The following is a 21,944-nucleotide window of genomic DNA, read 5'->3' on the forward strand; positions in this document are numbered from 1 at the left end:
TGAGTTGTTATATATGAAAAATAGACAAGCAGAAGTCATTAAGCAATTAACAGATAAGGAATTGTTATTTCATCTCTATGCCACTCAAATTTTGCTATTAACGATTTCCTTTATTTTAGGTATGATATTATTTGATAGCTTGACAGGTTTTACTCAGCTTTTTCACTTCAATCAGGTTAGTAGTTATGTAGTAGGTGGATTAGTGGGCTTGGGGGTTGTTCTACTTGATTCGATTTTGATGAGAGTTCTTCCAGAACGGTATTATGATGATGGCGGTTTAAATCAACGGATTTTCCGCACTAAGGGTATTCTTCATATTGCTTTTATTGCAGGAATCGTTGCTATTAGCGAGGAAATTCTGTTTAGAGGTGTCATACAAACCCATGTTGGGCTCTTGATTTCAAGCTTCATTTTTGCCTTCGTTCATTTCCGCTATCTTTATAATTGGTTTTTATTTCTTAATATCGTTGCATTAAGCTTTTTAATAGGCTTTATCTATTATCTTTCTGGAAATTTAGTAGAGACCATCTTTATGCATTTTATTATTGATTTTTTATTAGGATTGAATATTCGATTGGCTGAAAAGAAGAAAGAACTTGGACAGGAAGGGATTACCCATGAATAAAGAGGATCCATATCGTGATCAGGCAGAGCGACTAAGACAAAGAGTTGTTTTACATAAAGAGGAAGAAAGTACACTCATTTCAGATACTTTACCGTCAAGATCTGAAACTCATAAGCAAAAGCAAAAAAGAAAAAGGACCAAAATAAAAATCAAATATCCACTTATTCGTATTTTAGTTCTGTTTTTTATTCTTCTTCCCATTACCATATATAGTATCTATTCTTACCTTGCTGATCAAAATAACGGAAGAACGAAAGATGCTTCTACCGATAACGGTAAATTTGAAACCGTTAATCTCGATACCAATCAATCTGATGAAGAAATGACAGATGATTCGCAAACGACTAATGATCAATCAAGTGATTCAAACTCTACTGATTCAGATGCAAAAAAGCAAAATGAGAATCAAGGATCGTCTGATACGAAACCAGAGATAAATACAGAAACAGAAACTAAAACAGTACAGCAAACCAATCAATCGAAAGAATCTTCTTCAACTCAGAGTTCAGAAGTTGAGAAAGAAAGAACAGTTGCAGCTAATCCTCAAACAGAAACACATCAGAATCAAACAGAAAACGAGGATAAACAGAAGATTATCTATCATAAAGTGCAACTTAAAGAGACTCTTTTCAGTATTGCAATGAAGTATTATTATTCACAATCAGGAATTGAAATCATCAAAAATGCAAATAATCTCCAAGGAGAAGAAATCCAAGTGGGACAGGTCTTAAAAATCCCCCTAAATAATGAATAATCCATCAATAAGGTGTATACCCATCAAGCAGTATATACCTTTTTTATTTTTCAAAGGCTTTGACAGTTTAAGGTCATATTTCATAAGACGAGCTCATACATTATTTTGACAAGGAAAAGTGCAAGCCAATACAAAGCATCAATATGAACAAGTTTAGGAGGGAGAGAGATGGAGGCACCGATATTGATGTTGGATGAACATACGGATCAAGCTACGAAACAAATGCTTCAAAAAGTCGTTGATAAGAAAAAAAAGTTTGATAAGTATAAATTTAGACATAACATGGTGATATGGTTAACGATTATGACGGCATTTATCTATCTTCTTTATTTGTATTATTCCATCATATTGCCCTATTCGTACTCCTTTGCAGCGATGTTTTCGGCCTTTGTAGATAATTCTAAAAATCTCTATATGCTGATTTTAACGATTGGACTTTACGGATTTATGAATTTACTAAGGCAAAAGCAGGAAAAGGCAGAAAAGGAATTTCTTGATTTACGAAGGGAAATTGTTGATAAGAGCAAGGATTTATGGAAAAAGGAAGAAGCATGGAAAAGTCGCCATCATGTTTTTGAAATGATGAAGAAACATTACGATATAAATCTATTCTACGAAAGCAAATAAGAAGCAGCTTTAGCTGCTGCTTCTAATCTCATTAAAAGACTTTCTTTTTTCCCTGCTCTTCTTTCAATATTTCAACTGCCTCTCTAAAGCGTTGCGAATGAATAATTTCACGTTGTCTTAAAAATCTTAGCCCATCGTTTAAGTCTGGATCATCACTCATATTGATAATCCATTGATAAGTGGCCCTGGCTTTTTCTTCAGCGGCAATGTCCTCATAAAGATCGGCAATTGGATCGCCTTTTGCCTGAATATAAGTGGCTGTCCATGGTGCACCTGCGGCATTTTGATAGAATAGGGCGTTATCATGATTTGCATAATGGCCGCCTAATCCTGCTGCCTTCATTTGATCCGGAGTAGCATCTTTTGTTAATTTATACACCATAGTCGCGATCATTTCTAAATGTGCAAATTCTTCCGTTCCGATATCCGTAAGGAGACCAATGACTTTATCCGGGATGGAATAGCGCTGATTAATATATCGCAAGGCAGCAGCAAGCTCTCCGTCAGCTCCGCCATATTGTTCAATTAAAAATTTGGCAAGCATTGGATTACATGTGCCAACTCTTACCGGGTACTGCAGTTTCTTTTCATAAATCCACATCTCTCATTCATCCCTCCTTAAAAAATCTTATAATTGCCATGGCCACGGTGGATCATTCCAATTCCAAGGGGTTCCTGAGTAGCTGTTTCCAAATTGCATTAAGGGTCCATAATTTGCTTCAATTAATTTTTTTAATCTTTTTCTTTCCTTCGCAAAATGGTTAAACTGGTTGATCGCCTCCGTGTCTTGATCATGAGTATCTAAATAAAGGGTTAATTCCACTAAAACAAAATCGACTGCTTGCAATTGCTCCATTAAATGATAAAATTCATTTGGCAGTTGTTTCACGGATTCCCTCCCTCCCTTGGTTTCTCAATTGGACTATAATATGGATCGTAAAAAACTTTCCATAATGTTCCTGCTTTTAATGCTTCTATAGGAGAAAATTGTGGGAGATTTGGAGGCTGAAATCCGAGATAAAGATTAGGTGGTGTTGAGTAGGTTTTAACAGTAATGGGAGTACAAGGATCAAACGGGCTCACATAAGGATAGTAAACTTTATGGTGCGAAAACATGTTTATCCTCCTTTTGATAAATTAATACGATTAAGCAGGCATGATTGGAAGAGGTTAGACTAAAAAGAGTAAGATAAACAAAGGATATCCATTTGCTAAGTAGTATTTATTAATTGGATGGATGACTTAATCAATTGATTGTATGTAAGGAATTTTGTTTTTATGTTGATAATAGAATGAAATAAAGGAAATTTAAATGGCATTGTGGAATTATATACATAGGTGAAATAACACATGAGGTGATGACGATGTTCGTTAAAAGTATTATGATACCAACACATTTGACGATTGCTGTACAAGAAACGGATACGTTAAAGATTGCATTGGAGAAATTAGAAAGTCACGGGATTGATGGGTTGCCAATATTAAATGGAGATTTATATGTTGGCGTACTTACTCGTTTTAATATTTATGAAAACTATTTCAAATCTAATTTGGCAAAAGAAGATTATTTAACTCAAACATTAGCAAAGGATATCGCATCACATCAAAATCAATATTTATTAGGCAAAGAATTATTTGAAAAAACTTTATTAGAGTTAAAAGATTTTCCACTGCTTGCAGTTGTAGATGAAAATCGTAAATTTTTAGGGGTAGTTACACGAGCAGATGTTTTGGAACAATTTGAATCTGTTTTTGGAACAAACCGACCAGGTATTCGAATTACCTTTACATCAGTTGAAACGGAAGGAAGACTAGCGCGTTTATCAGAGATTGCGCATAATTTTCGCATTCATGTGATCTCATTAGTAACCTTTGATGAAACGGATAAGCTTGTTCGCAGAATCGTAATGAAAATAGAGCCAAGTCCACATAAGGATAAATTTATTCAAAAGTTAGAGCAATCGGGATTTAGAGTATTGGATATCCATGAATTAGGTTAATTCATTTTGGATAAAGTGAAACTTCCATCAGTGGGGGTTTTTATTCATCCCCCACTGATGGTTAGTCACGCAGAGCCTGATTGATTTTTCTAAGGGCTGAAGCCCAAAGAAAAATCTTATTTCACTTATCGGACCTTTACGGACAGTTGATCTCCCACTTATCTTCTTCGTATTCTCAGAATCTTGAAGTGGGAGTCTTACTGTCCGTTAAGAGTGGGATAAAGATTCCCTTCCAAACCTTTGTTTGGGAGGGATTTTCGTTAAAGCGATCAGATTTTATTCCATGCTGGAATGAACATTGTGAACAAGGAGGAGAGGTTTATCATCTTCGTCTTCATTATCGGGGTATCATTGATATGTGCTCTTATGGTTTATATGTATAAGGAAGCTTATGAGAACAGAGTGGTTTATCATGAATTAATCTTTCCTCATTTTCCAGAAGGTTTCGGAAAGATTCAGATTTTTTTTATTTCGGATATTCATAAACGAATTATCGATGATTCCATCGTGACAGAAGTGAAAGGGAAAGCGGATATGGTCATTATCGGCGGCGATTTACTCGAGAAAGGAGTAAGTTTGAGCAAAGTAAAAACGAACTTAATGAAGCTAAAGGAAATTGGACCGGTCTTCTTTGTTTGGGGAAATAATGACTATGAGATTGATTATCATTTACTTGATGCTGTTTTACTTGAGCATGGAGTTAAAATTCTAGATAATACAGCTGCTGTTTTTGAATCAGAAGAAAATGAACGATTTGTTTTATTGGGTATTGATGATATTAGTCAGGAAAGAGACCGCCTTGATTTAGCACTGCTGGATGCAGGAAGTGATAGTTTTAAAGTATTAGTTAGCCATAATCCAAAGGTTATGAATCAGATTCAAGAGGAACAACATATTTCCCTTGTCCTTTGTGGGCATACACACGGTGGTCAAATTCATATATTCGGTTTTAGTCCATTTAAAAAAGGGGGAATTGAAAAAATTGAAAATACACTTCTTTTTATTAGCAATGGCTATGGAACAACTAAATTACCGCTAAGGCTGGGAGCAAAAGCAGAAACGCATTTGATTTCTTTAAGAAAAAAATAAAAAGTTAAATGGTAGAGATTTGCGGTTATTTTCTTGGTTAAATCTCCGGCGATAAAATCTAGACGAATCACCAACTAACAAATGATTCATACACTAAAGCAAGAGTTCTGTTCAGGGCAGGAGGCATAATGATGCGCTTGGAACGATTAACCTATAATAAAATCAAAATATTTTTAACAACAGATGATTTATCGGATAGAGGTTTAACGAAAGAGGATATATGGAAGGATTCCCTGAAATGGCATCAACTTTTTCATGAAATGCTGGAGGAGGCAAATGAAGAATTTGGCGTAGATTTTCATGGCTCAGTAGCGGTAGAAATATTCTCCATTCAAGCAACTGGGATGATCATGATTGTGACAATCGAGGACCAAGAGGAAGAGAACCTCAATGATTCATTCTTAGAAATGCATGTTTCCTTCAATGGCAGAGAGGAATTGTTATTTGTCTTTCATGACTTTGAAGATATCATTCAGTTAGCTAGAAGGCTCCAATCAGTTGGATATTTGGATGGAAGCATTTATTTTCTGAACGAAAAGTATTATTTTTATATCAACAATATTCAAGATGATTCTATTGCTTCCGTAACGGCTATTCTTTCAGAGTTTGGACAATGCTCGTTTCTAAGCATCCATTTTATCGAGGAGTATGGGAAGAAAATAATCGATCATCATGCAGTTCATGTGATAACCCATTACTTTCAAAATTGAATATGGGCAATGTTTTTAGGCAAGCAGATGCTTGCCTTTCATTATGAAAAAACCACGTTATATTAAGATAGTTTTAATTAACATAAATTATGCATGAGCTACCCTTTTTTATACACATAAATAGGTGGAAGATGGCTAAAAATATGGAGATTATATTAGGGATAAATGCTTTATATATTAGGGATGGTAGCGATTACATTATTTTGTTATTATATTTAGAATAGTCTTTTTTTCTTCTTGCATAAATTAAACAAAGGTGTATACTTGTGACTGAATGCGCCATATACGCAAAAGTGATTTTTAGGAGGTTTACAAATGGTAGCCGAGAAAGGTACTGAAAATACAAAACATGATGTATTAAAGTCAACACAAACTGTTATTCATAAAGCCTTAGATAAGTTAGGTTATCCCGAAGAGGTATATGAGTTATTAAAAGAGCCTTTAAGAATGTTAACGGTAAAAATCCCTGTCAGGATGGATGACGGTTCTGTAAAAATCTTTACTGGCTACCGAGCCCAACATAATGATGCAGTAGGCCCAACTAAAGGTGGAATTCGCTTTCATCCAAATGTAACAGAGACAGAAGTTAAAGCGCTTTCGATATGGATGAGCTTAAAATGTGGAATTGTTGATTTGCCTTATGGTGGTGGAAAAGGTGGAATTGTATGTGATCCTCGTGATATGTCCTTCAGAGAATTGGAGCGATTGAGCCGTGGCTATGTACGTGCCATTAGCCAGATTGTCGGACCTACAAAGGATATACCAGCTCCTGATGTATTTACAAACTCGCAAATTATGGCTTGGATGATGGATGAATACAGTCGCATGGATGAGTTTAATTCTCCCGGATTTATTACGGGAAAGCCTCTTGTACTAGGCGGCTCTCATGGAAGAGAATCAGCAACGGCAAAAGGGGTAACCATTTGCATTCGCGAAGCGGCAAAGAAGAAAGGGATTGAATTAAAGGGAGCTCGTGTAATTGTCCAAGGATTTGGAAATGCAGGAAGCTTTTTATCTAAATTTATGCATGACGCCGGTGCAAAGGTTGTTGGTATTTCCGATGCTTATGGAGCACTATATAATCCGGATGGACTAGATATTGATTATTTATTAGATCGAAGAGATAGCTTTGGTACGGTTACAAAACTATTTAATAATACGATTACAAATAAAGAATTGCTTGAGCTGGACTGTGAAATTTTAGTACCTGCAGCGATTGAAAATCAAATCACGGAAGTGAATGCCCGTAATATTAAAGCGAGTATTGTTGTAGAAGCTGCAAATGGTCCAACCACTTTAGAGGCTACACAAATCCTTACAGAAAGAGGAATTCTGTTAGTTCCAGATGTCCTTGCTTCAGCTGGCGGGGTAACGGTTTCCTATTTTGAATGGGTTCAAAACAATCAAGGCTATTATTGGACGGAAGAAGAAGTCGATGAAAAATTAGAAAAAGCAATGGTGAAGTCTTTTAATAATATTTATGAGACTGCACAAACTCGCCGAGTGGATATGCGCCTTGCTGCTTATATGGTTGGGGTAAGGAAAATGGCCGAAGCTTCAAGATTCCGTGGCTGGATTTAATATAAGGATTGAAAAGATTGCATCAAATCAAAAATTCTCCTATCATGAATTGGTAGGAGAATTTTTAATGATGAGTGTCCTTTTAGGGAGTGACAAAAAGTGAAAAAAGAAGAGGCTATTATTATTGGCGGCGGGCCATGCGGTTTAGCGGCAGCAATTTCGTTAAAGGAGATAACCAAAAATCCTTTGGTAATTGAAAAAGGAAATGTTGTCAATGCTATTTATCATTATCCAACACATCAAACTTTCTTTAGCACAAGCGAAAAGCTAGAAATTGGAGATGTACCATTTGTGACAGAGGAGTATAAACCCAAACGAAATCAGGCGCTTGTATACTATCGTGAGGTAGTGAAAAGAAAGGATATTCGAGTTCATGCATTTGAAAGAGTATTGACTGTTGAAAAAGGAGAGAATGAACAATTTATTGTTCGTACCGAAAAAGACGAATATATGACGCCATACGTCATTATTGCTACTGGATATTATGATCATCCAAACTATATGAATGTCCCGGGTGAAGACTTACCAAAAGTATTTCATTATTTTAAGGAGGCACATCCTTTTTTTAATAAAGATGTTGTCGTCGTTGGCGGAAAAAATTCCAGTGTTGATGCAACGATTGAGCTTGTTAAAGCAGGAGCAAGAGTGACGGTAATCTATAGAGGAAGTGAATATTCTCCAAGCATTAAGCCTTGGATTTTGCCGGAATTTGATTCTTTGATTCGACACGGGATCGTTAGGATGGAATTTCAGGCAAATATTAAGGAAATTCAAGAAGAGTCGGTTATTTATGTAAAAGACGGACAAGAATATCAAATAAAGAATGATTTTGTTTTCGCGATGACAGGTTATCATCCTGATCACAGCTTTCTCCAAACAATGGGGATAAATGTGGATTTTCACACAGGACGTCCCGTCTATAATGAAGAAACCATGGAGACAAATGTCTCGGGTATTTTTATAGCGGGAGTGATTGCTGCAGGTAATAATGCCAATGAAATCTTTATCGAAAATGGCCGCTTTCATGGTGGACAAATTGCCGCGGCGATTCAAAGCAAAGAAGATGATAGATAAAAGCAAGATAACCAAGGACCATGATGGTTGCCTTGGTTATTTTTGATTTGCACAATGATTGATTTGTTTAAACATGAAAAATAGCTTCAATCTCTTTCAGATTATTCGTTGTTTCTAAGGCAATGAGTAATTTTAGACGAGCTTTTTGACCATTCAAGCCATTAGAGAAGATAACGCCTAAATCTTTCAAATGTTTTCCTCCTCCTTCATATTCATATACATCTTGTGCAATACCATTAAAACAGCGGGATACGAGAATAATAGGAATTTTATCAGCCAATAATGCCTTGATCCCGTTAATGGTGGCAGGTGGTAAGTTACCTTGACCAAGTGCTTCAATGACAACACCATCAAAGCCAAGGTCTTTGATTGCCAATAATAGTGCAGAGTCCATTCCAGCATGGGCTTTCATTAAAACTACTTTTTTGGTTACATCAAGGATAGGGTAGCATTCTCTTTTAGTCGGTGCATGATGAAAAATTATGCCGCGCTTTGTGACAATGCCAATTGGACCATACTGTGGGCTTTGAAAGGTAGAGACATTACTTGTATGGGTTTTCGTTACATTCTCAGCGGTGTGAATTTCATCATTTAAAACAACGAGTACACCTTTATTTCTTGCCTCCTTGCATTTAGCTACTTTAATGGATGAAATTAAATTGTACAGCCCATCCGAGCCAATTTCATTACTAGAACGCATTGCACCAGTTACCACAATAGGTAGTTCCGTTTTTACAGTTAAATCTAAGAAATAGGCAGTTTCCTCTAAAGTATCCGTTCCATGAGTAATGACCACACCAGAAATTTCTTTTTTTTCAAGATGCGTTTCAATAATCTCCTTAATCTGCAGCATTTCTCTTGTTGTTATATGGGGGGAAGGCAATTGAAAGGGCTCTTCAATAATGAGATCAGCAAGCGTCAATAATTCTTTTGAGTTTTCTTTAATAGGATTTGTTTCACTTGGTTTGACAGCACCGGTTTCAAAGTCCTCGCTCATTGAAATGGTTCCGCCTGTATGAATGACTAAAATCTTTTCTTTCATGGTTCTCCTCCCAATCGATGTCGAAAATAAGATTTTCCCAAAAATGAATAATCCATTTTCTTTCTTCACATTACATGATACGATTAAGAAAACAGATTGAAAAGAGGATTCTCATGCTGGGAATATTATCCGCAGGTATAGCTCCTGGGTTAGCGTTATTAAGCTATTTTTATTTAAGAGACCAATATGAATCTGAACCTATCCCAATGGTCTTTAGAACCTTTATTTTTGGTGCTTTACTTGTTTTTCCAATCATGTTTATCCAGCATGTTTTAAATACAGAAAACCTGCTGAATTCAAATATAATAAATGCTTTCTTATCGACCGCTACATTAGAGGAATTTTTTAAATGGTTTATCCTTTTTTACACGGCATACCAACATGTTGAATTTGACGAGCCTTATGATGGTGTGGTTTATGGCGCATCTGTTTCATTAGGATTTGCTACCGCAGAAAATATTCTATACCTTGTTTCCAATGGTTTGGGATTTGCTCTTGGCCGAGCGTTACTGCCTGTATCTAGTCATGCTCTATTTGGAGTCATTATGGGCTATTATATGGGAAAAGGGAAATTTACGTCAAAGTCAAGAAGTACATGGCTGATTTTATCATTAGTCATTCCTATTCTTCTTCATGGTGTTTATGATTATATTATTATTGCAATTGAGCATTGGCTGAATTATATATTACCGTTTATGGTTTTCTTATGGTGGCTCGGATTAAAAAAAGTGAAAAGCGCCCGGGTCTTAAGTGCCCAATATGCAAGAAAACAAATTGGAATACAAAAAACCCTTCATTTATAAAAAATGGAGGGTTTTGTTTTGGAAATTTTAAAAGGATGATAAAAACAGGACAAGAATCTTGCATAAAAATCCATCTACTACAAAAAATAGGTTTACTGTTAAAAAGATTTGCATCTGGGGGTTAAATATATGACATTAAAATATTTGAAAGTTTTGATTATTGTTACTCTTTGTATTTTGATTCTCCCTTTTCGCCCTTTTGAACAAAGAGCAAGTGCGTTTTCAAATCAAGTCATTCAGCAAGGTGCAACAGGAGATGATGTGATTGAATTACAAGCAAGATTACAATATTTAGGATTTTTTACTGGGAAAATAGATGGAGTATTTAGTTGGAGAACGTATTGGGCATTAAGAAACTTTCAATATGAATTTGGTTTACCTATTGATGGACTCGCAGGTGCAACCACAAAGGCAAAATTAGTCAAAGCGTCAAAATATAATAAGCAATATGTCATGAATCAGATTGCGAAGGGTAAATCATTCACACATTATGGAGGAATGGATTTAGCAAAACAAAGTAAACAGCCAGCAAATAAGAAATCAGCTCCTGTGAAAAAGCCAACTTCAAAAGCTAAAACAAAGCAAAGCCCAACGAACCCACCATCTCAGGCTAGAACAAATGCTAATCCTAAGTCGAAGGCATCAGCAGCAAAGGGTGCCACAGCAGCAAATGTCCCAAATGGGTTCTCTCAAAACGATATACGACTAATGGCCAATGCTGTTCACGGGGAGTCGCGTGGAGAGCCATATATTGGGCAGGTTGCAGTAGCTTCCGTTATTTTAAATCGAGTGCAAAGTGCCTCTTTCCCTAATACCGTTTCTGGTGTCATTTTTGAGCCAGGTGCCTTTACAGCTGTAGCAGATGGTCAAATTTGGTTGACTCCAAATGAAACATCCAAAAAAGCCGTTTTAGATGCCATCAATGGCTGGGACCCAACAGGTGAGGCGATTTATTACTTTAATCCAGATACAGCAACGAGTGCTTGGATTTGGGGAAGACCACAAATAAAACGGATTGGAAAACATATTTTTTGTAAATAGTGAGGTGATTGATTTGTTAAGAGGAATATTGATTGCAGTGTTAGTATTAGGAATTGCTGGAACAGCCTTTTGGGGATATCAAGAACATCGTGAAAAAAATGCCGTCCTGCTTAATGCGGAAAATAATTATCAGAGAGCCTTTCATGACTTAACGTTTCAGATGGATCTATTAAATGATAAGATTGGGACAACTTTAGCGATGAACTCTAGAAGCTCCCTATCTCCTTCTCTTGCAGAGGTTTGGAAAATAACCTCTGAGGCTCATAGTGATGTTGGCCAGCTTCCGCTTACCCTTTTACCCTTTAATAAAACAGAAGAATTTTTGGCGAACATTGGTGATTTTAGCTATAAGGCGGCAGTAAGAGATTTAGATAAGGAGCCGCTTACCGATAAGGAGTACTCCACTTTAAAAAAGCTCTATAGCCAATCGGCGGATATTCAAAGTGAGCTTAGAAATGTTCAACATTTAGTTCTAAAAAATAATTTACGCTGGATGGATGTAGAGCTGGCTCTTGCAACAGGTAAAGAAGCAAAGGATAACACGATTATCGATGGATTTAAAACAGTCGAACAGACCGTTCAAAGCTTTGGTAATACAGAGTTAGGGGTTACAATGGTAGATATGAAAAAAGAGGATGATCATTATAAATATTTAAAAGGGAAAGATATTACGAAAAAATCAGCCGTAGCGATGGCGAAGAAATACGCTGTCTTAGGTTCTAATGTCAATGTTCAAGTTACAGAAAACGGAAAAGGATCTGATTTCGGGTTTTATAGCATTTCCATCCAAAACAAATCATCAAAGGCAGAAGCAAATATGGATATCACGAAAAAAGGTGGTTATCCAATCTGGTTTATTCTATCCCGAGATGTAATGAAGCAAAATATTAGTTTAAATGATGCAAGCAATAATGCTGCGAAATTTTTAACTCAAAATAATTTCAAGTCCTTAGTTCCTTTTGAAAGTGCTCAATATGATCATATTGGAGTCTTCACCTTTGTAACAGAACAGGATGAGGTAAGAATTTATCCTGAGTCCATCAAAATGAAAGTGGCACTTGATAATGGAAAAATTATTGGGTTTTCAGCGGAGGATTATTTAAAAACCCATCATTCACGAAAAATAGGTAAACCAAAGATTTCGAAAGATCAAGCAAGAAAAGAGATAAACCCAAAACTTAAGGTAATGGAAGATCGACTTGCTGTCGTCGTGAACAATCTAAATAAAGAAGTTCTTTGCTATGAATTTTTGGGCACATTAGGTGATGATACTTATCGTATTTTTATTAATGCAACTTCTGGCATTGAAGAAAAGGTTGAAAAACTGGATAATGCAGAACCAATATATGAGAATGCGGTATAAGAGAGGGACATAACAGTTCCTTTCTTTTTTTCTTATGAAGAAGATTCTTTGAGCATTGTATTGCTCCTGCTTAAGAGACATGTCATAATTAGGGTGCAAATTGTAATTAAAGAAAGAATGTGGGAAACATGATAAAAATAGGGGATATCATTACGTTAGAATTAAAATATTCAGATAAATTCGAGAAATATAGATGTAAACTAGTTGAAAAACAAGGGGAAAATCTGTATATTGATTATCCGACTAATAATGAAACGAATAAAACGGCCTTTCTCATGGATGGGACTCAATTAAAATGTACCTTTCTGGATCATAACGGGACAGTATATTTATTCGAATCTGAGGTATTGGGAAGAGTTAAGCAAAATATTCCCATGCTCAAGTTATCCTTTCCCGGTGAAGACCATTTAGTGAAAATACAGCGCAGGCAATTTGTACGCATTGAAACTCCTGTTGATATTGCGATTCATCCAAAGGATAAGGAATTTCCTGCTTTTACAGCTATTTCAGAAGATATTAGTGCAGGTGGTACCGCTATCATAATCTCTAATAAGACGAAGCTAAAGCAAGGAATGAATGCCTTTATATGGTTAGTGTTACCCATGCAAAATGGTGATTATCATTATATGAAGCTTGAAAGTAAGGTAGTTCGAATCATTCCTATTAGTGAGATAAGCTGCAAAATATCGATACAATTTATGAACGTTCAGCCCCATGAACGTCAGATTCTTCTTCGCTTTTGCTTTGATCGGCAGTTAGCATTAAAGAAAAAAGGTGTTGAAATGTAGCATAAAATTAGCAAAATCTTCCGATAATGAAAGTAAAAACGGAGATGGCCATGAAAACCTTTGAAAAAATTATTATAAAAATGATCATGATTCAATTCATTTTCTTAATGGTTGCCCAGATTATTTTTCATCATTTTCACCAATTTCCAGAATTACAAAAACTGACTCAGTATGAAGGAGTAGGGAAAAATAACTTTACTGATTTTTTAGAAACCTTAAGCAGAAAATAGGCGGGAGAAATTCCTGCTTGTTTTTTTTTGGAAAAATTGTTTTGAAAGGTGAAATTTTCGAATGGGATAAGAATTAAGGAAATTTCATAAGTTAATTGAGAGGAATTCACAATCATATGATAAAATAATAGAAGGTACGGAAAAGAGAATTCCATTATTCAAATCCGCTTGCATATTTCATTAGCATTCAGTAATAACATTCGGAAGAAAATGAATCGCACAAGGAATATGATTACAACATAGATGAATTTAGGAGGCATTATGAAGAAAATATCAATAGCATTAGATGGTCCAGCAGCTGCAGGTAAAAGCACGGTCGCAAAAATTGTAGCAGAAAAACTATCGTATATATACATAGATACTGGAGCCATGTATCGGGCCATTACATACAAGGCAATAAGTGAAGGAGTTAACCTTGAAGATGAAACAAAGCTCATTAATCTACTAAATGACACAAAAATTGAACTCTTTCCAAGTGACCAGGGTCAATTAGTATATCTTAATGGTCAAAATGTAACAGCTGAAATTAGAACTCCGAAAGTCACCAATTCTGTTTCGATTGTGTCCAAACACCGTCTTGTACGTAAAGAAATGGTTAAAAGACAGCAAAGTCTCGCAAAAGGCGGCGGTGTCGTGATGGATGGTAGAGATATCGGGACACATGTTCTTCCCTCTGCAGAGGTGAAGGTCTTTATGCTTGCAAGTGTGGAGGAACGCGCTTTGAGACGGCATCAAGAGAATTTGCAAAAAGGCTATCCATCAGATTTAGAAAGAATTAAAGAAGATATTGCAACCCGTGACAAAATTGATTCAGAAAGGGAAGTTGCTCCACTTAAGAAAGCGGAGGATGCAATCGAAATTGATACAACTTCTTTAACGATTGAAGAGGTTGTAAACAATATCATTGCATTAGCGAAGGAAAGGATCGGATCATTTTGACGTTTTACTCGTTTGCAAGAAACGTTGTTAATAGATTGTTAAAACCTATTTACCGATTTGATGTAAGAGGAATCGAAAATTTTCCAAAGGAAGGTGGGGTTCTCGTCTGTACGAATCATATTGATAACTTGGACCCTCCAGTTGTTGGGATAACGGCACCGCGCCCCATCCATTTTTTTGCTAAAGAGGAATTGGCGCATATTCCCATTTTAGGGAAGGTGATATTGAATTTAAATATCGTTCCTGTAAAAAGAGGTATGAGCGACCGCGAAGCATTACGGAAGGGATTGGCTGTTTTAGGAGAGGGGAAGGTGCTTGGATTATTTCCCGAAGGTCATAGAAGTAAGACTGGGGAATTAAACAAAGGGCAAGCAGGTGCAGGGTTCTTTACATTGCGTTCTGAAGCCTTAGTTGTTCCTTGCGCTATTATTGGCCCATATAAAGCTTTTAAAAGATTGAAAGTCATATATGGGAAGCCAATTGATATGAGTGAGTATCGGGCTCGTAAGGCATCTGCCAAAGAGGTTACCGAGGTTATTATGGCAGAAATAAAAAAGCTAATAGATGAGAATCGTTAGAATATTTCTTGCTTGACAAAATAAAGCTTTTGTAAGAAGTTAGTAAAAAGGGCAAAATAAAGTTAGCTTAATTAAATAAGCAATTCGTATTTAAAAGTGAAACTCACAATCATCATAGGGAATCATTGCTGGTATTTCGATTGTCATTGGATTAAGGAGGAATACATATGTCAGAAGAAATGAATTCAGTAGAAGTAAAAAATTTTGAAGTTGGTGAACATGTTTTAGGAACTGTAACTAAAATTGAAGAAAAACAAGTTATCGTGAGTGTACCTGATAGCAAGCTTGATGGCATTATCCCAATCAGTGAACTTTCTAGCCTGCATGTAGAAAAAGCAGCGGACGCAGTTACAGAAGGCGAACAATTAGAGCTAGTTGTCACAAAGGTTGAAGAGGATGCCTTAATTTTATCTAAACGAAAAGTAGATGCAGAAAAAGCATGGAATGAATTGCAAGTGAAATTTGAAAATGGAGACATATTTGAGGCGGAAATTAAAGATGTTGTCAAGGGTGGTTTGGTTGTCGATTTAGGAGTTCGCGGCTTTGTACCTGCATCTTTAGTAGAAGCTCATTTTGTTGAAGATTTTTCCAATTATAAAGGGAAGAACCTTTCCTTAAAAATCGTAGAATTGGACCGTGAAAAGAATCGCTTAATTCTGTCCCATCGTGCTGTAATCGAAGAGGAAAAAGGAAAACAAAAACAAGCCTTAATCGACTCTTTAGAACCAGGTCAGGTTCTTGAAGGAACCGTTCAAAGAATTACTAACTTTGGTGCATTTGTGGATATTGGCGGTGTGGATGGTTTGGTTCACATTTCTCAATTATCCCATGAACATGTTGAAAAACCTTCAGATGTGGTTGAAGAAGGACAGAAAGTACAGGTTAAAGTTTTAAATGTTGATCGCGATCATGAACGGATTTCATTGTCTATTAAAGAAACCTTGCCTGGACCTTGGGCCAATATTTTAGAGCGTACCCCTAAAGGTTCCATTCTAGAAGGGACTGTTAGAAGACTTGTATCATATGGTGCATTTGTCGAACTATTCCCTGGAGTTGAAGGTTTAGTGCATATTTCCCAAATCTCTCATAAGCATATTGGAACTCCGCATGAAGTGTTAAAGGAAGGCCAAGTGGTTAAGGTAAAAGTACTTGATGTAAATGAACAAGAACAACGTATATCATTAAGCATTAAAGAATTGGAAGAAAAAGAATCAGATATTCCTTCAGATTACCAAATGCCGGAAGAATCTAAAGGATTTCAACTAGGGGAAATGATTGGGGATCAGCTTAAGAACTTAAAATAATTGCGGTGATTGTAAGAATGTCAAGATCGAAGCGAAAATGGGAGCATATTCAACATGCGCTATCAACCGGTCAAAAGCGATTAAATGGATTTGAAGATATAGCTTTTGTCCATCAAAGCCTACCTGATTCTTCTGTAAATCTTGTAAGTTTAAATACAAAAATTGGCGAGCTTTCTTTGAGTTCGCCAATTTTAATTAACGCCATGACCGGTGGCGGTGGAGAAAGAACAAAACAGATTAATCGAAATTTAGCAGAAGTGGCAAAAGTTACTGGTGTCGCTCTTGCTGTTGGTTCTCAAATGTCAGGATTAAAGGATCCTTCTGAAGTTGAGACTTATAAAGTCATAAGAGAAGTCAATCCAAAAGGCCTGATTTTTGGAAATTTAGGTAGTGAGGCAACTGTCGAGCAGGCTAGAAAAGCGATTGAGATGATTGAAGCAAATGCTTTGCAAATTCATTTGAATACGATACAAGAGCTAACGATGCCTGAAGGAGATCGCAATTTTATTGGAGCTCTCACTCGAATTGAAAAAATGATTCAACAAATCGAGATACCGGTTATTGTGAAGGAAGTCGGTTTCGGAATGAGCCGGGAAACCGTTCAACTTCTTCAATCAATAGGGGTAACAGCCATTGATATTGGCGGATTTGGTGGAACGAATTTTGCCGAGATTGAAAATAAACGAAGAGAAAAATCTCTAAGCTTTTTCAATGAATGGGGTATCCCAACGGTTGTCTCAATTATTGAAGCAAACGAAGATAGTCATGAAATCGATATTATCGGTTCTGGAGGTCTCCAATCAAGCCTTGATATTATAAAAGCATTAGCGCTTGGGGCTAATGCAACGGGTTTAGCTGGTTATTTCCTAAAAGTGCTAGTGAAAGAAGGAATGGAATCATTAATCAAGCAAATTGAACAAACTCATCAGGAGCTGATGATCATCATGACAGCTCTCGGGGCAAAATCAATTCAAGAATTGAAAAACATTCCGCTTGTTATTTTTGGTGATACCCATCATTGGCTAAATGAACGAGGCATCGATACGAAAAAATTCAGTCAAAGAAGTAATATAAAGTGAAAAAAGCTCTCACATAGAGAGCTTTTTTCATTATTAACTATAATGTGAATCGTTTAATTTGCGAGCTTCTTCTGGACTTTGCAGTTTAGTTGCTCCAGGATAGTGAAGAGCTTGATCTCTATCTGATTCAACTTGGCCACTATTTTTAAGCTTTTTTTCTTGTCGATCTTTACCCATGAAATAAAACACCTCCCATATAAATAAAATGACGCTTAATCGAAAAGTTTATACAGGGAAAGAGATTAAAGTACATAGCCCTGAGTCATAATGGAAATAATAGGAGGTGTCATGTGGAAGGAATTTTATTTTATTGGGTTGGTTGGTTTTATTGGATTATCGTTACTTTTTTTGTCAGTAAAAATAATATGAACAGAATGAAATTAGCCATCTGGCTTTTGCTTTGTATTATTTTTTCTATAAGGAGAATCGACCTTTTTTCTAGTTCATTTTCGCTTTCATCGTTTTTTATCATTCTTACTGTTTATTGTTTAGCTTCAAAATATTCCTGGAAAAAGAGACTCTATTTTCTGATTTCATCATTTATCGTCATGCTTTCCTATGTCAGTATGCTGATGTTCGAAATATTTGACCCGGTCTTATTGATATTTCCACGTGAATGGTTATTTCCATTGCTTTTAACATATTGTGTTTTTCTTATGTATAATGATACCAAAATGAGAATTTTGACACTTTTATCAGGGACGGTCCATGGAGAAATCCTATTTTCCTTTATTGTGAAAAAATTGACTTCTGGCTATACCGTTGGCTCCCTGTCCTATTTGGATGTAGTGGCCATCACCACTGCTTTTATTTTACTTTGGAATGGTATAGAAAAAACAGCTACTTATTTCAATCATCATTTCAGTCAAATAGAGAAGGAAAAGGAGAAGACATCTTAATCATTTATTTACCTTTAAACATGAAAGTATAAGATTTTCATCAGTGGACCGTTTAAATGTTCCCATTGCTTGGAAGTTTTCTCTTTGGTAAGATATTTAAGTTAGTAAGCCTCATGAGTATTTGATTTTATCCCGCTCTTAACGGACATTTTGACTCCCACTTCAAGATTCTGAGAATACGAAGAAGATAAATGGGAGATCAACTGTCCGTAAAGGTCCGATAAGTGAAATAAGATTTTTCTTTGGGCTTCAGCCCTTAGAAAAATCAATCAGGCTCTGCGTGACTAACCATCAGTGGGGGATGAATACCAGACTAAAAGCGCGACGTCATGTCGCAACGTCTGCACTAGCACGTCCTGTGCGTCGAAAACCCCTACTGATGGAAGTTTCACTTTATCCCAATTGATGGATGCAATAGAAAGCGGTGATTAAATTCAAACTTATATATTGCTCACTGATGGGGCTTGTTTTTTGAATGACAGCTTATACTATTCATGTGATTAAGTTACATAAATGGCTGATTTATTTTGAAATTGAGAGGATGATGCGTATGACTAAACCGGTGGTAGCAATTGTAGGAAGGCCAAATGTAGGGAAGTCAACGATCTTTAATAGAATTGTTGGTGATCGAATTTCAATCGTTGAGGATATACCTGGTGTAACAAGAGATAGAATCTATAGCTCCGCAGAGTGGCTGACTCATGATTTTAATATCATTGATACGGGCGGAATTGATATTGGTGATGAACCTTTTTTGGAGCAAATTCGAGCGCAAGCGGAAATAGCGATAAACGAAGCGGATGTCATTATTTTTTTAACGAATGGCCGCGAGGGTGTAACAGCAGCAGACGAAGAAGTAGCAAAAATTTTATATAGAGCTAAAAAACCAGTAGTTCTTGGGGTAAATAAAATTGATAATCCTGATATGCGTAGTCTAATTTATGATTTTTATGCATTAGGATTTGGCGAACCCTTTCCGATATCAGGATCTCACGGGCTTGGTTTAGGAGATCTTCTAGATGAAGCAGCAAAGCATTTTCCAAAGGGAAAGGAAAAAGACTACGGAGATGATGTAATAAAATTTTCATTAATTGGTCGTCCAAATGTAGGAAAATCTTCATTAGTTAATGCTATTCTTGGAGAAGACCGGGTAATTGTAAGTGATATTGCTGGAACAACAAGGGATGCGATTGATTCAACCGTTACATACAATGGCGAAAAGTATGTCATCATCGATACAGCTGGAATGAGAAAAAAAGGAAAGGTATATGAAAGTACCGAAAAATACAGTGTATTAAGAGCTTTAAAAGCAATTGAACGATCCGATGTTGTGTTAGTCGTCCTTGATGGCGAAGAAGGAATTATTGAGCAGGATAAAAAAATTGCAGGATATGCTCACGAAGCAGGACGAGCGGTTATTATCGTTGTGAATAAGTGGGATGCAGTTGAAAAAGATGAAAAGACAATGAAAGCATTCGAAACGAATATTAGGGAACATTTTCTCTTTTTGGATTATGCACCAATTGTTTTCTTGTCTGCTAAAACGAAAAAACGAATTCATACCCTGATTCCAATGATTAATTTAGCTAGTGAAAATCACAGTAGACGGGTGGAAACAAGTATTCTGAATGATGTCATTATGGATGCAGTAGCCATGAATCCGACACCTACAGATAAAGGAAAACGCTTGAAAATCTATTATGTGACCCAGGTTTCTGTAAAGCCACCAACCTTTATTGTTTTTGTCAATGATCCGGAATTGCTGCATTTTTCCTATAAGCGGTTTTTAGAAAATCGAATCCGCGACGCCTTCGGATTTGAAGGGACGCCTATTCGATTATTAGCCAGAGAGAGAAAATAAGAAGGAAGTGTTCATGATGGGAAAAGCTGAAATCATAACTGTTTTAGGTGCAGGTAGCTGGGGTACAGCATTAGCAATGGTTCTTGCCGATAATGGGCATGATGTAAGATTATGGGGAAATAATGCAGAGCATATTGAAGAAATCAATCGTAAACATATGAATAGCAAATATTTGCCAGAAATTATCTTACCTGAGACAATTAAGGGCTATTTATCATTGGAGGGAGCATTGTCGCAGGTTTCGACAATTGTTCTAGCGGTCCCTACAAAGGCGATTCGGGAAGTTCTGCAAAAAACAGTTGCTGTTCGTAAGGAGCCATTAACTATTGTCCATGTAAGCAAAGGGATTGAGCCGGATACACTTCTTCGGATATCAGAAATGATTGAAGAAGAGATTCCAGCCGAATTAGTTAATGATATCATTGTTCTTTCTGGTCCAAGCCATGCGGAGGAAGTAAGCTTACGCCATCCAACAACGGTTGCGGTTTCATCGAAAAATATGGATGCAGCTGAAAAAATTCAAGATCTATTTATCAACCAAAATTTCCGCGTTTACACAAATTCGGATCTCGTTGGTGTGGAAATCGGGGGAGCCTTGAAAAATATTATTGCCTTAGCTGCAGGTATTTCTGATGGATTAGGGTATGGTGATAATGCGAAGGCGGCCTTAATGACAAGAGGAATTGCTGAAATTGCCAGATTAGGAACGAAAATGGGGGCAAGCCCTTTAACTTTTTCGGGATTAGCAGGTATTGGGGATTTAATTGTTACTTGTACAAGTGTTCATTCTCGGAACTGGAGAGCTGGAAATTTACTCGGAAAAGGGCATAATCTTCAAGAGGTGCTGGATAATATGGGAATGGTGGTCGAAGGTGTCAGAACGACAAAAGCCGCTTATCAGCTTTCACAGAAGTATGAGGTATCCATGCCTATTACGTTTGCTTTATACCGAATTCTATTTGAAAATAAAAATCCAAAAGATGAAGTGGATTCATTAATGGGTCGTCCGAAAACGCATGAAATGGAAGACCTTGCAAATGAACTGGATAACAAAAACAGCTTATAAATGGAAAATATGTAAAATAAATGCTATGATCACATACATTTAACGATTATTCCATACAAAGGACATTTTCCTTATTTTATGTTTAAAATATAGGCTTTCTTAGGATACAAGAAACTATTAATTTGCATAAAATGCTTTGAAGCAAACTGGTGGAATCAGCATGTGTGTGTGTATTTAGTCAATATGGACTGAAGTAAGAAATTAGCCCCTTCTTTACTTCAGTTTTTTTATGTTTAATGGGGGACCGTTATGTTATAATACTCTCGGATAAGGAGAGGATGGAATTGTCAGAGTCAATGCTAAAAATGTGGATTTCGATAGCTGGAATGGGATTTATGGTTATCTCAATTTTATTAATCTTATTGAGCCGTTATAAGTTAAAGGGGATTTTTAAATTTATCGTTGCGTTTATCGCTTATTTTTTTATGATTATTTCAGGCTTTATTATCATTCTAATTGTTTTTAGCGGACCAACTACATAATGAAGTTCT

26 protein-coding genes are annotated in these 21,944 nt (G+C 36.3%); 21 read left to right on the top strand and 5 right to left on the bottom strand.

The window, feature by feature from the left end; translation table 11 throughout:
* Positions 1-13 precede the first annotated feature (13 nt).
* From ACE38V_RS04015 to ACE38V_RS04025, 3 genes are all read left to right on the top strand, one after another.
* Positions 14-625, top strand: a complete 612-nt coding sequence (locus ACE38V_RS04015; RefSeq protein WP_375839896.1) for a CPBP family intramembrane glutamic endopeptidase — start codon at positions 14-16, stop codon at positions 623-625.
* A complete protein-coding gene (locus ACE38V_RS04020) occupies positions 618-1,379 on the top strand; it encodes a LysM peptidoglycan-binding domain-containing protein (RefSeq protein ID WP_375839897.1) in 762 nt (253 codons plus the stop codon). Before ACE38V_RS04015 ends, ACE38V_RS04020 begins: the two co-directional genes overlap by 8 nt.
* A gap of 168 nt (positions 1,380-1,547) precedes the next feature.
* A complete protein-coding gene (locus ACE38V_RS04025) occupies positions 1,548-2,006 on the top strand; it encodes a DUF2663 family protein (protein ID WP_375839898.1) in 459 nt (152 codons plus the stop codon).
* A 31-nt stretch (positions 2,007-2,037) separates the two neighbouring features.
* Here the strand turns inward: ACE38V_RS04025 and ACE38V_RS04030 are convergent, their stop codons facing one another.
* From ACE38V_RS04030 to ACE38V_RS04040, 3 genes are read right to left on the bottom strand one after another with little or no spacing between them, the layout of a single operon-like run.
* Complete coding sequence (locus tag ACE38V_RS04030; RefSeq protein WP_375839899.1) at positions 2,038-2,607, bottom strand: manganese catalase family protein; 570 nt, start codon at positions 2,605-2,607, stop codon at positions 2,038-2,040.
* Between the two features lie 27 nt (positions 2,608-2,634).
* Positions 2,635-2,895, bottom strand: coding sequence for a spore coat protein CotJB (locus ACE38V_RS04035; protein ID WP_375839900.1), 261 nt, complete (start codon positions 2,893-2,895; stop codon positions 2,635-2,637).
* Positions 2,892-3,122 (bottom strand): spore coat associated protein CotJA, encoded by a 231-nt coding sequence (locus tag ACE38V_RS04040; protein WP_375839901.1) that lies wholly within the window; start codon positions 3,120-3,122, stop codon positions 2,892-2,894. Before ACE38V_RS04040 ends, ACE38V_RS04035 begins: the two co-directional genes overlap by 4 nt.
* 248 nt (positions 3,123-3,370) lie before the next feature.
* Here ACE38V_RS04040 and ACE38V_RS04045 point away from each other — a divergent pair, with 248 nt between their 5' ends.
* The 5 genes from ACE38V_RS04045 to ACE38V_RS04065 all read left to right on the top strand — a co-directional run bounded on the left by ACE38V_RS04045 (position 3,371) and on the right by ACE38V_RS04065 (position 8,460).
* Entirely contained in the window at positions 3,371-4,006 is a 636-nt protein-coding gene (locus ACE38V_RS04045) for a CBS domain-containing protein (protein ID WP_375839902.1), read from the top strand.
* A 366-nt stretch (positions 4,007-4,372) separates the two neighbouring features.
* Positions 4,373-5,095, top strand: coding sequence for a metallophosphoesterase (locus tag ACE38V_RS04050; protein WP_375840131.1), 723 nt, complete (start codon positions 4,373-4,375; stop codon positions 5,093-5,095).
* A gap of 131 nt (positions 5,096-5,226) precedes the next feature.
* Positions 5,227-5,805, top strand: a complete 579-nt coding sequence (locus ACE38V_RS04055; protein ID WP_375839903.1) for a genetic competence negative regulator — start codon at positions 5,227-5,229, stop codon at positions 5,803-5,805.
* A 315-nt stretch (positions 5,806-6,120) separates the two neighbouring features.
* Positions 6,121-7,386: a Glu/Leu/Phe/Val family dehydrogenase gene (locus ACE38V_RS04060; RefSeq protein WP_375839904.1), complete on the top strand. Its 1,266-nt coding sequence runs from the start codon at positions 6,121-6,123 to the stop codon at positions 7,384-7,386.
* 99 nt (positions 7,387-7,485) lie between these two features.
* Entirely contained in the window at positions 7,486-8,460 is a 975-nt protein-coding gene (locus tag ACE38V_RS04065; protein ID WP_375839905.1) for a YpdA family putative bacillithiol disulfide reductase, read from the top strand.
* A 67-nt stretch (positions 8,461-8,527) separates the two neighbouring features.
* Here the strand turns inward: ACE38V_RS04065 and ACE38V_RS04070 are convergent, their stop codons facing one another.
* On the bottom strand, positions 8,528-9,502 hold the full coding sequence (locus ACE38V_RS04070) for an asparaginase (RefSeq protein WP_375839906.1): 975 nt from the start codon (positions 9,500-9,502) through the stop codon (positions 8,528-8,530).
* A 113-nt stretch (positions 9,503-9,615) separates the two neighbouring features.
* Here ACE38V_RS04070 and prsW point away from each other — a divergent pair, with 113 nt between their 5' ends.
* The 9 genes from prsW (at position 9,616) to fni (ending at position 17,627) form a co-directional block, all read left to right on the top strand.
* Complete coding sequence (prsW, locus tag ACE38V_RS04075; RefSeq protein WP_375839907.1) at positions 9,616-10,305, top strand: glutamic-type intramembrane protease PrsW; 690 nt, start codon at positions 9,616-9,618, stop codon at positions 10,303-10,305.
* A 129-nt stretch (positions 10,306-10,434) separates the two neighbouring features.
* Entirely contained in the window at positions 10,435-11,346 is a 912-nt protein-coding gene (sleB, locus tag ACE38V_RS04080; RefSeq protein WP_375839908.1) for a spore cortex-lytic enzyme, read from the top strand.
* Between the two features lie 13 nt (positions 11,347-11,359).
* Entirely contained in the window at positions 11,360-12,709 is a 1,350-nt protein-coding gene (gene ypeB, locus ACE38V_RS04085; RefSeq protein WP_375839909.1) for a germination protein YpeB, read from the top strand.
* Between the two features lie 128 nt (positions 12,710-12,837).
* Positions 12,838-13,497: a flagellar brake protein gene (locus tag ACE38V_RS04090; protein ID WP_375839910.1), complete on the top strand. Its 660-nt coding sequence runs from the start codon at positions 12,838-12,840 to the stop codon at positions 13,495-13,497.
* Between the two features lie 50 nt (positions 13,498-13,547).
* On the top strand, positions 13,548-13,727 hold the full coding sequence (locus tag ACE38V_RS04095) for a YpfB family protein (RefSeq protein WP_375839911.1): 180 nt from the start codon (positions 13,548-13,550) through the stop codon (positions 13,725-13,727).
* A 258-nt stretch (positions 13,728-13,985) separates the two neighbouring features.
* Complete coding sequence (cmk, locus tag ACE38V_RS04100) at positions 13,986-14,666, top strand: (d)CMP kinase (RefSeq protein WP_375840132.1); 681 nt, start codon at positions 13,986-13,988, stop codon at positions 14,664-14,666.
* Complete coding sequence (locus tag ACE38V_RS04105) at positions 14,663-15,244, top strand: lysophospholipid acyltransferase family protein (RefSeq protein WP_375839912.1); 582 nt, start codon at positions 14,663-14,665, stop codon at positions 15,242-15,244. The genes cmk and ACE38V_RS04105 overlap by 4 nt, the downstream gene beginning before the upstream one ends.
* 167 nt (positions 15,245-15,411) lie before the next feature.
* Positions 15,412-16,548, top strand: a complete 1,137-nt coding sequence (rpsA, locus tag ACE38V_RS04110; protein ID WP_375839914.1) for a 30S ribosomal protein S1 — start codon at positions 15,412-15,414, stop codon at positions 16,546-16,548.
* Between the two features lie 17 nt (positions 16,549-16,565).
* Complete coding sequence (gene fni, locus ACE38V_RS04115; RefSeq protein ID WP_375839915.1) at positions 16,566-17,627, top strand: type 2 isopentenyl-diphosphate Delta-isomerase; 1,062 nt, start codon at positions 16,566-16,568, stop codon at positions 17,625-17,627.
* A 33-nt stretch (positions 17,628-17,660) separates the two neighbouring features.
* Here fni and ACE38V_RS04120 read toward each other — a convergent pair whose 3' ends face one another.
* Positions 17,661-17,804: a YpzI family protein gene (locus ACE38V_RS04120; protein WP_375839916.1), complete on the bottom strand. Its 144-nt coding sequence runs from the start codon at positions 17,802-17,804 to the stop codon at positions 17,661-17,663.
* A 113-nt stretch (positions 17,805-17,917) separates the two neighbouring features.
* Here ACE38V_RS04120 and ACE38V_RS04125 point away from each other — a divergent pair, with 113 nt between their 5' ends.
* From ACE38V_RS04125 to ACE38V_RS04140, 4 genes are all read left to right on the top strand, one after another.
* The gene (locus tag ACE38V_RS04125) at positions 17,918-18,526 is read left to right on the top strand and encodes a YphA family membrane protein (protein WP_375839917.1); all 609 of its coding nucleotides are present in this window, start codon (positions 17,918-17,920) and stop codon (positions 18,524-18,526) included.
* Between the two features lie 550 nt (positions 18,527-19,076).
* Positions 19,077-20,387: a ribosome biogenesis GTPase Der gene (gene der / locus ACE38V_RS04130; RefSeq protein WP_375839918.1), complete on the top strand. Its 1,311-nt coding sequence runs from the start codon at positions 19,077-19,079 to the stop codon at positions 20,385-20,387.
* A 13-nt stretch (positions 20,388-20,400) separates the two neighbouring features.
* Positions 20,401-21,453 carry an NAD(P)H-dependent glycerol-3-phosphate dehydrogenase gene (locus ACE38V_RS04135; RefSeq protein ID WP_375839919.1) on the top strand — a complete coding sequence of 351 codons (1,053 nt, stop codon included), beginning with the start codon at positions 20,401-20,403 and terminating at the stop codon, positions 21,451-21,453.
* 284 nt (positions 21,454-21,737) lie between these two features.
* Positions 21,738-21,935 carry a DUF2768 domain-containing protein gene (locus ACE38V_RS04140; RefSeq protein WP_375839920.1) on the top strand — a complete coding sequence of 66 codons (198 nt, stop codon included), beginning with the start codon at positions 21,738-21,740 and terminating at the stop codon, positions 21,933-21,935.
* The last annotated feature ends 9 nt before the right edge of the window (positions 21,936-21,944 follow it).

Source organism: Cytobacillus sp. Hz8, from assembly GCF_042263505.1.
In the GTDB taxonomy this organism is placed as follows: Bacteria; Bacillota; Bacilli; order Bacillales; family Cytobacillaceae; genus Bacillus_BE.

What these genes read in the sequence shown, in the direction of transcription:
- ACE38V_RS04015 (WP_375839896.1), top strand. Translation starts at nt 14, where the DNA reads ATGAAAAATAGACAAGCAGAAGTCATTAAGCAATTAACAGATAAGGAA.
- ACE38V_RS04030 (WP_375839899.1), bottom strand. Translation starts at nt 2,607, where the DNA reads ATGTGGATTTATGAAAAGAAACTGCAGTACCCGGTAAGAGTTGGCACA.
- ACE38V_RS04055 (WP_375839903.1), top strand. Translation starts at nt 5,227, where the DNA reads ATGCGCTTGGAACGATTAACCTATAATAAAATCAAAATATTTTTAACA.
- fni (WP_375839915.1), top strand. Translation starts at nt 16,566, where the DNA reads ATGTCAAGATCGAAGCGAAAATGGGAGCATATTCAACATGCGCTATCA.
- ACE38V_RS04060 (WP_375839904.1), top strand. Translation starts at nt 6,121, where the DNA reads ATGGTAGCCGAGAAAGGTACTGAAAATACAAAACATGATGTATTAAAG.
- ACE38V_RS04090 (WP_375839910.1), top strand. Translation starts at nt 12,838, where the DNA reads ATGATAAAAATAGGGGATATCATTACGTTAGAATTAAAATATTCAGAT.
- ACE38V_RS04120 (WP_375839916.1), bottom strand. Translation starts at nt 17,804, where the DNA reads ATGGGTAAAGATCGACAAGAAAAAAAGCTTAAAAATAGTGGCCAAGTT.
- ACE38V_RS04070 (WP_375839906.1), bottom strand. Translation starts at nt 9,502, where the DNA reads ATGAAAGAAAAGATTTTAGTCATTCATACAGGCGGAACCATTTCAATG.
- ACE38V_RS04135 (WP_375839919.1), top strand. Translation starts at nt 20,401, where the DNA reads ATGATGGGAAAAGCTGAAATCATAACTGTTTTAGGTGCAGGTAGCTGG.
- der (WP_375839918.1), top strand. Translation starts at nt 19,077, where the DNA reads ATGACTAAACCGGTGGTAGCAATTGTAGGAAGGCCAAATGTAGGGAAG.
- prsW (WP_375839907.1), top strand. Translation starts at nt 9,616, where the DNA reads ATGCTGGGAATATTATCCGCAGGTATAGCTCCTGGGTTAGCGTTATTA.
- ACE38V_RS04050 (WP_375840131.1), top strand. Translation starts at nt 4,373, where the DNA reads ATGGTTTATATGTATAAGGAAGCTTATGAGAACAGAGTGGTTTATCAT.
- ACE38V_RS04095 (WP_375839911.1), top strand. Translation starts at nt 13,548, where the DNA reads ATGAAAACCTTTGAAAAAATTATTATAAAAATGATCATGATTCAATTC.
- sleB (WP_375839908.1), top strand. Translation starts at nt 10,435, where the DNA reads ATGACATTAAAATATTTGAAAGTTTTGATTATTGTTACTCTTTGTATT.
- ACE38V_RS04040 (WP_375839901.1), bottom strand. Translation starts at nt 3,122, where the DNA reads ATGTTTTCGCACCATAAAGTTTACTATCCTTATGTGAGCCCGTTTGAT.
- ACE38V_RS04020 (WP_375839897.1), top strand. Translation starts at nt 618, where the DNA reads ATGAATAAAGAGGATCCATATCGTGATCAGGCAGAGCGACTAAGACAA.
- rpsA (WP_375839914.1), top strand. Translation starts at nt 15,412, where the DNA reads ATGTCAGAAGAAATGAATTCAGTAGAAGTAAAAAATTTTGAAGTTGGT.
- ACE38V_RS04045 (WP_375839902.1), top strand. Translation starts at nt 3,371, where the DNA reads ATGTTCGTTAAAAGTATTATGATACCAACACATTTGACGATTGCTGTA.
- ACE38V_RS04025 (WP_375839898.1), top strand. Translation starts at nt 1,548, where the DNA reads ATGGAGGCACCGATATTGATGTTGGATGAACATACGGATCAAGCTACG.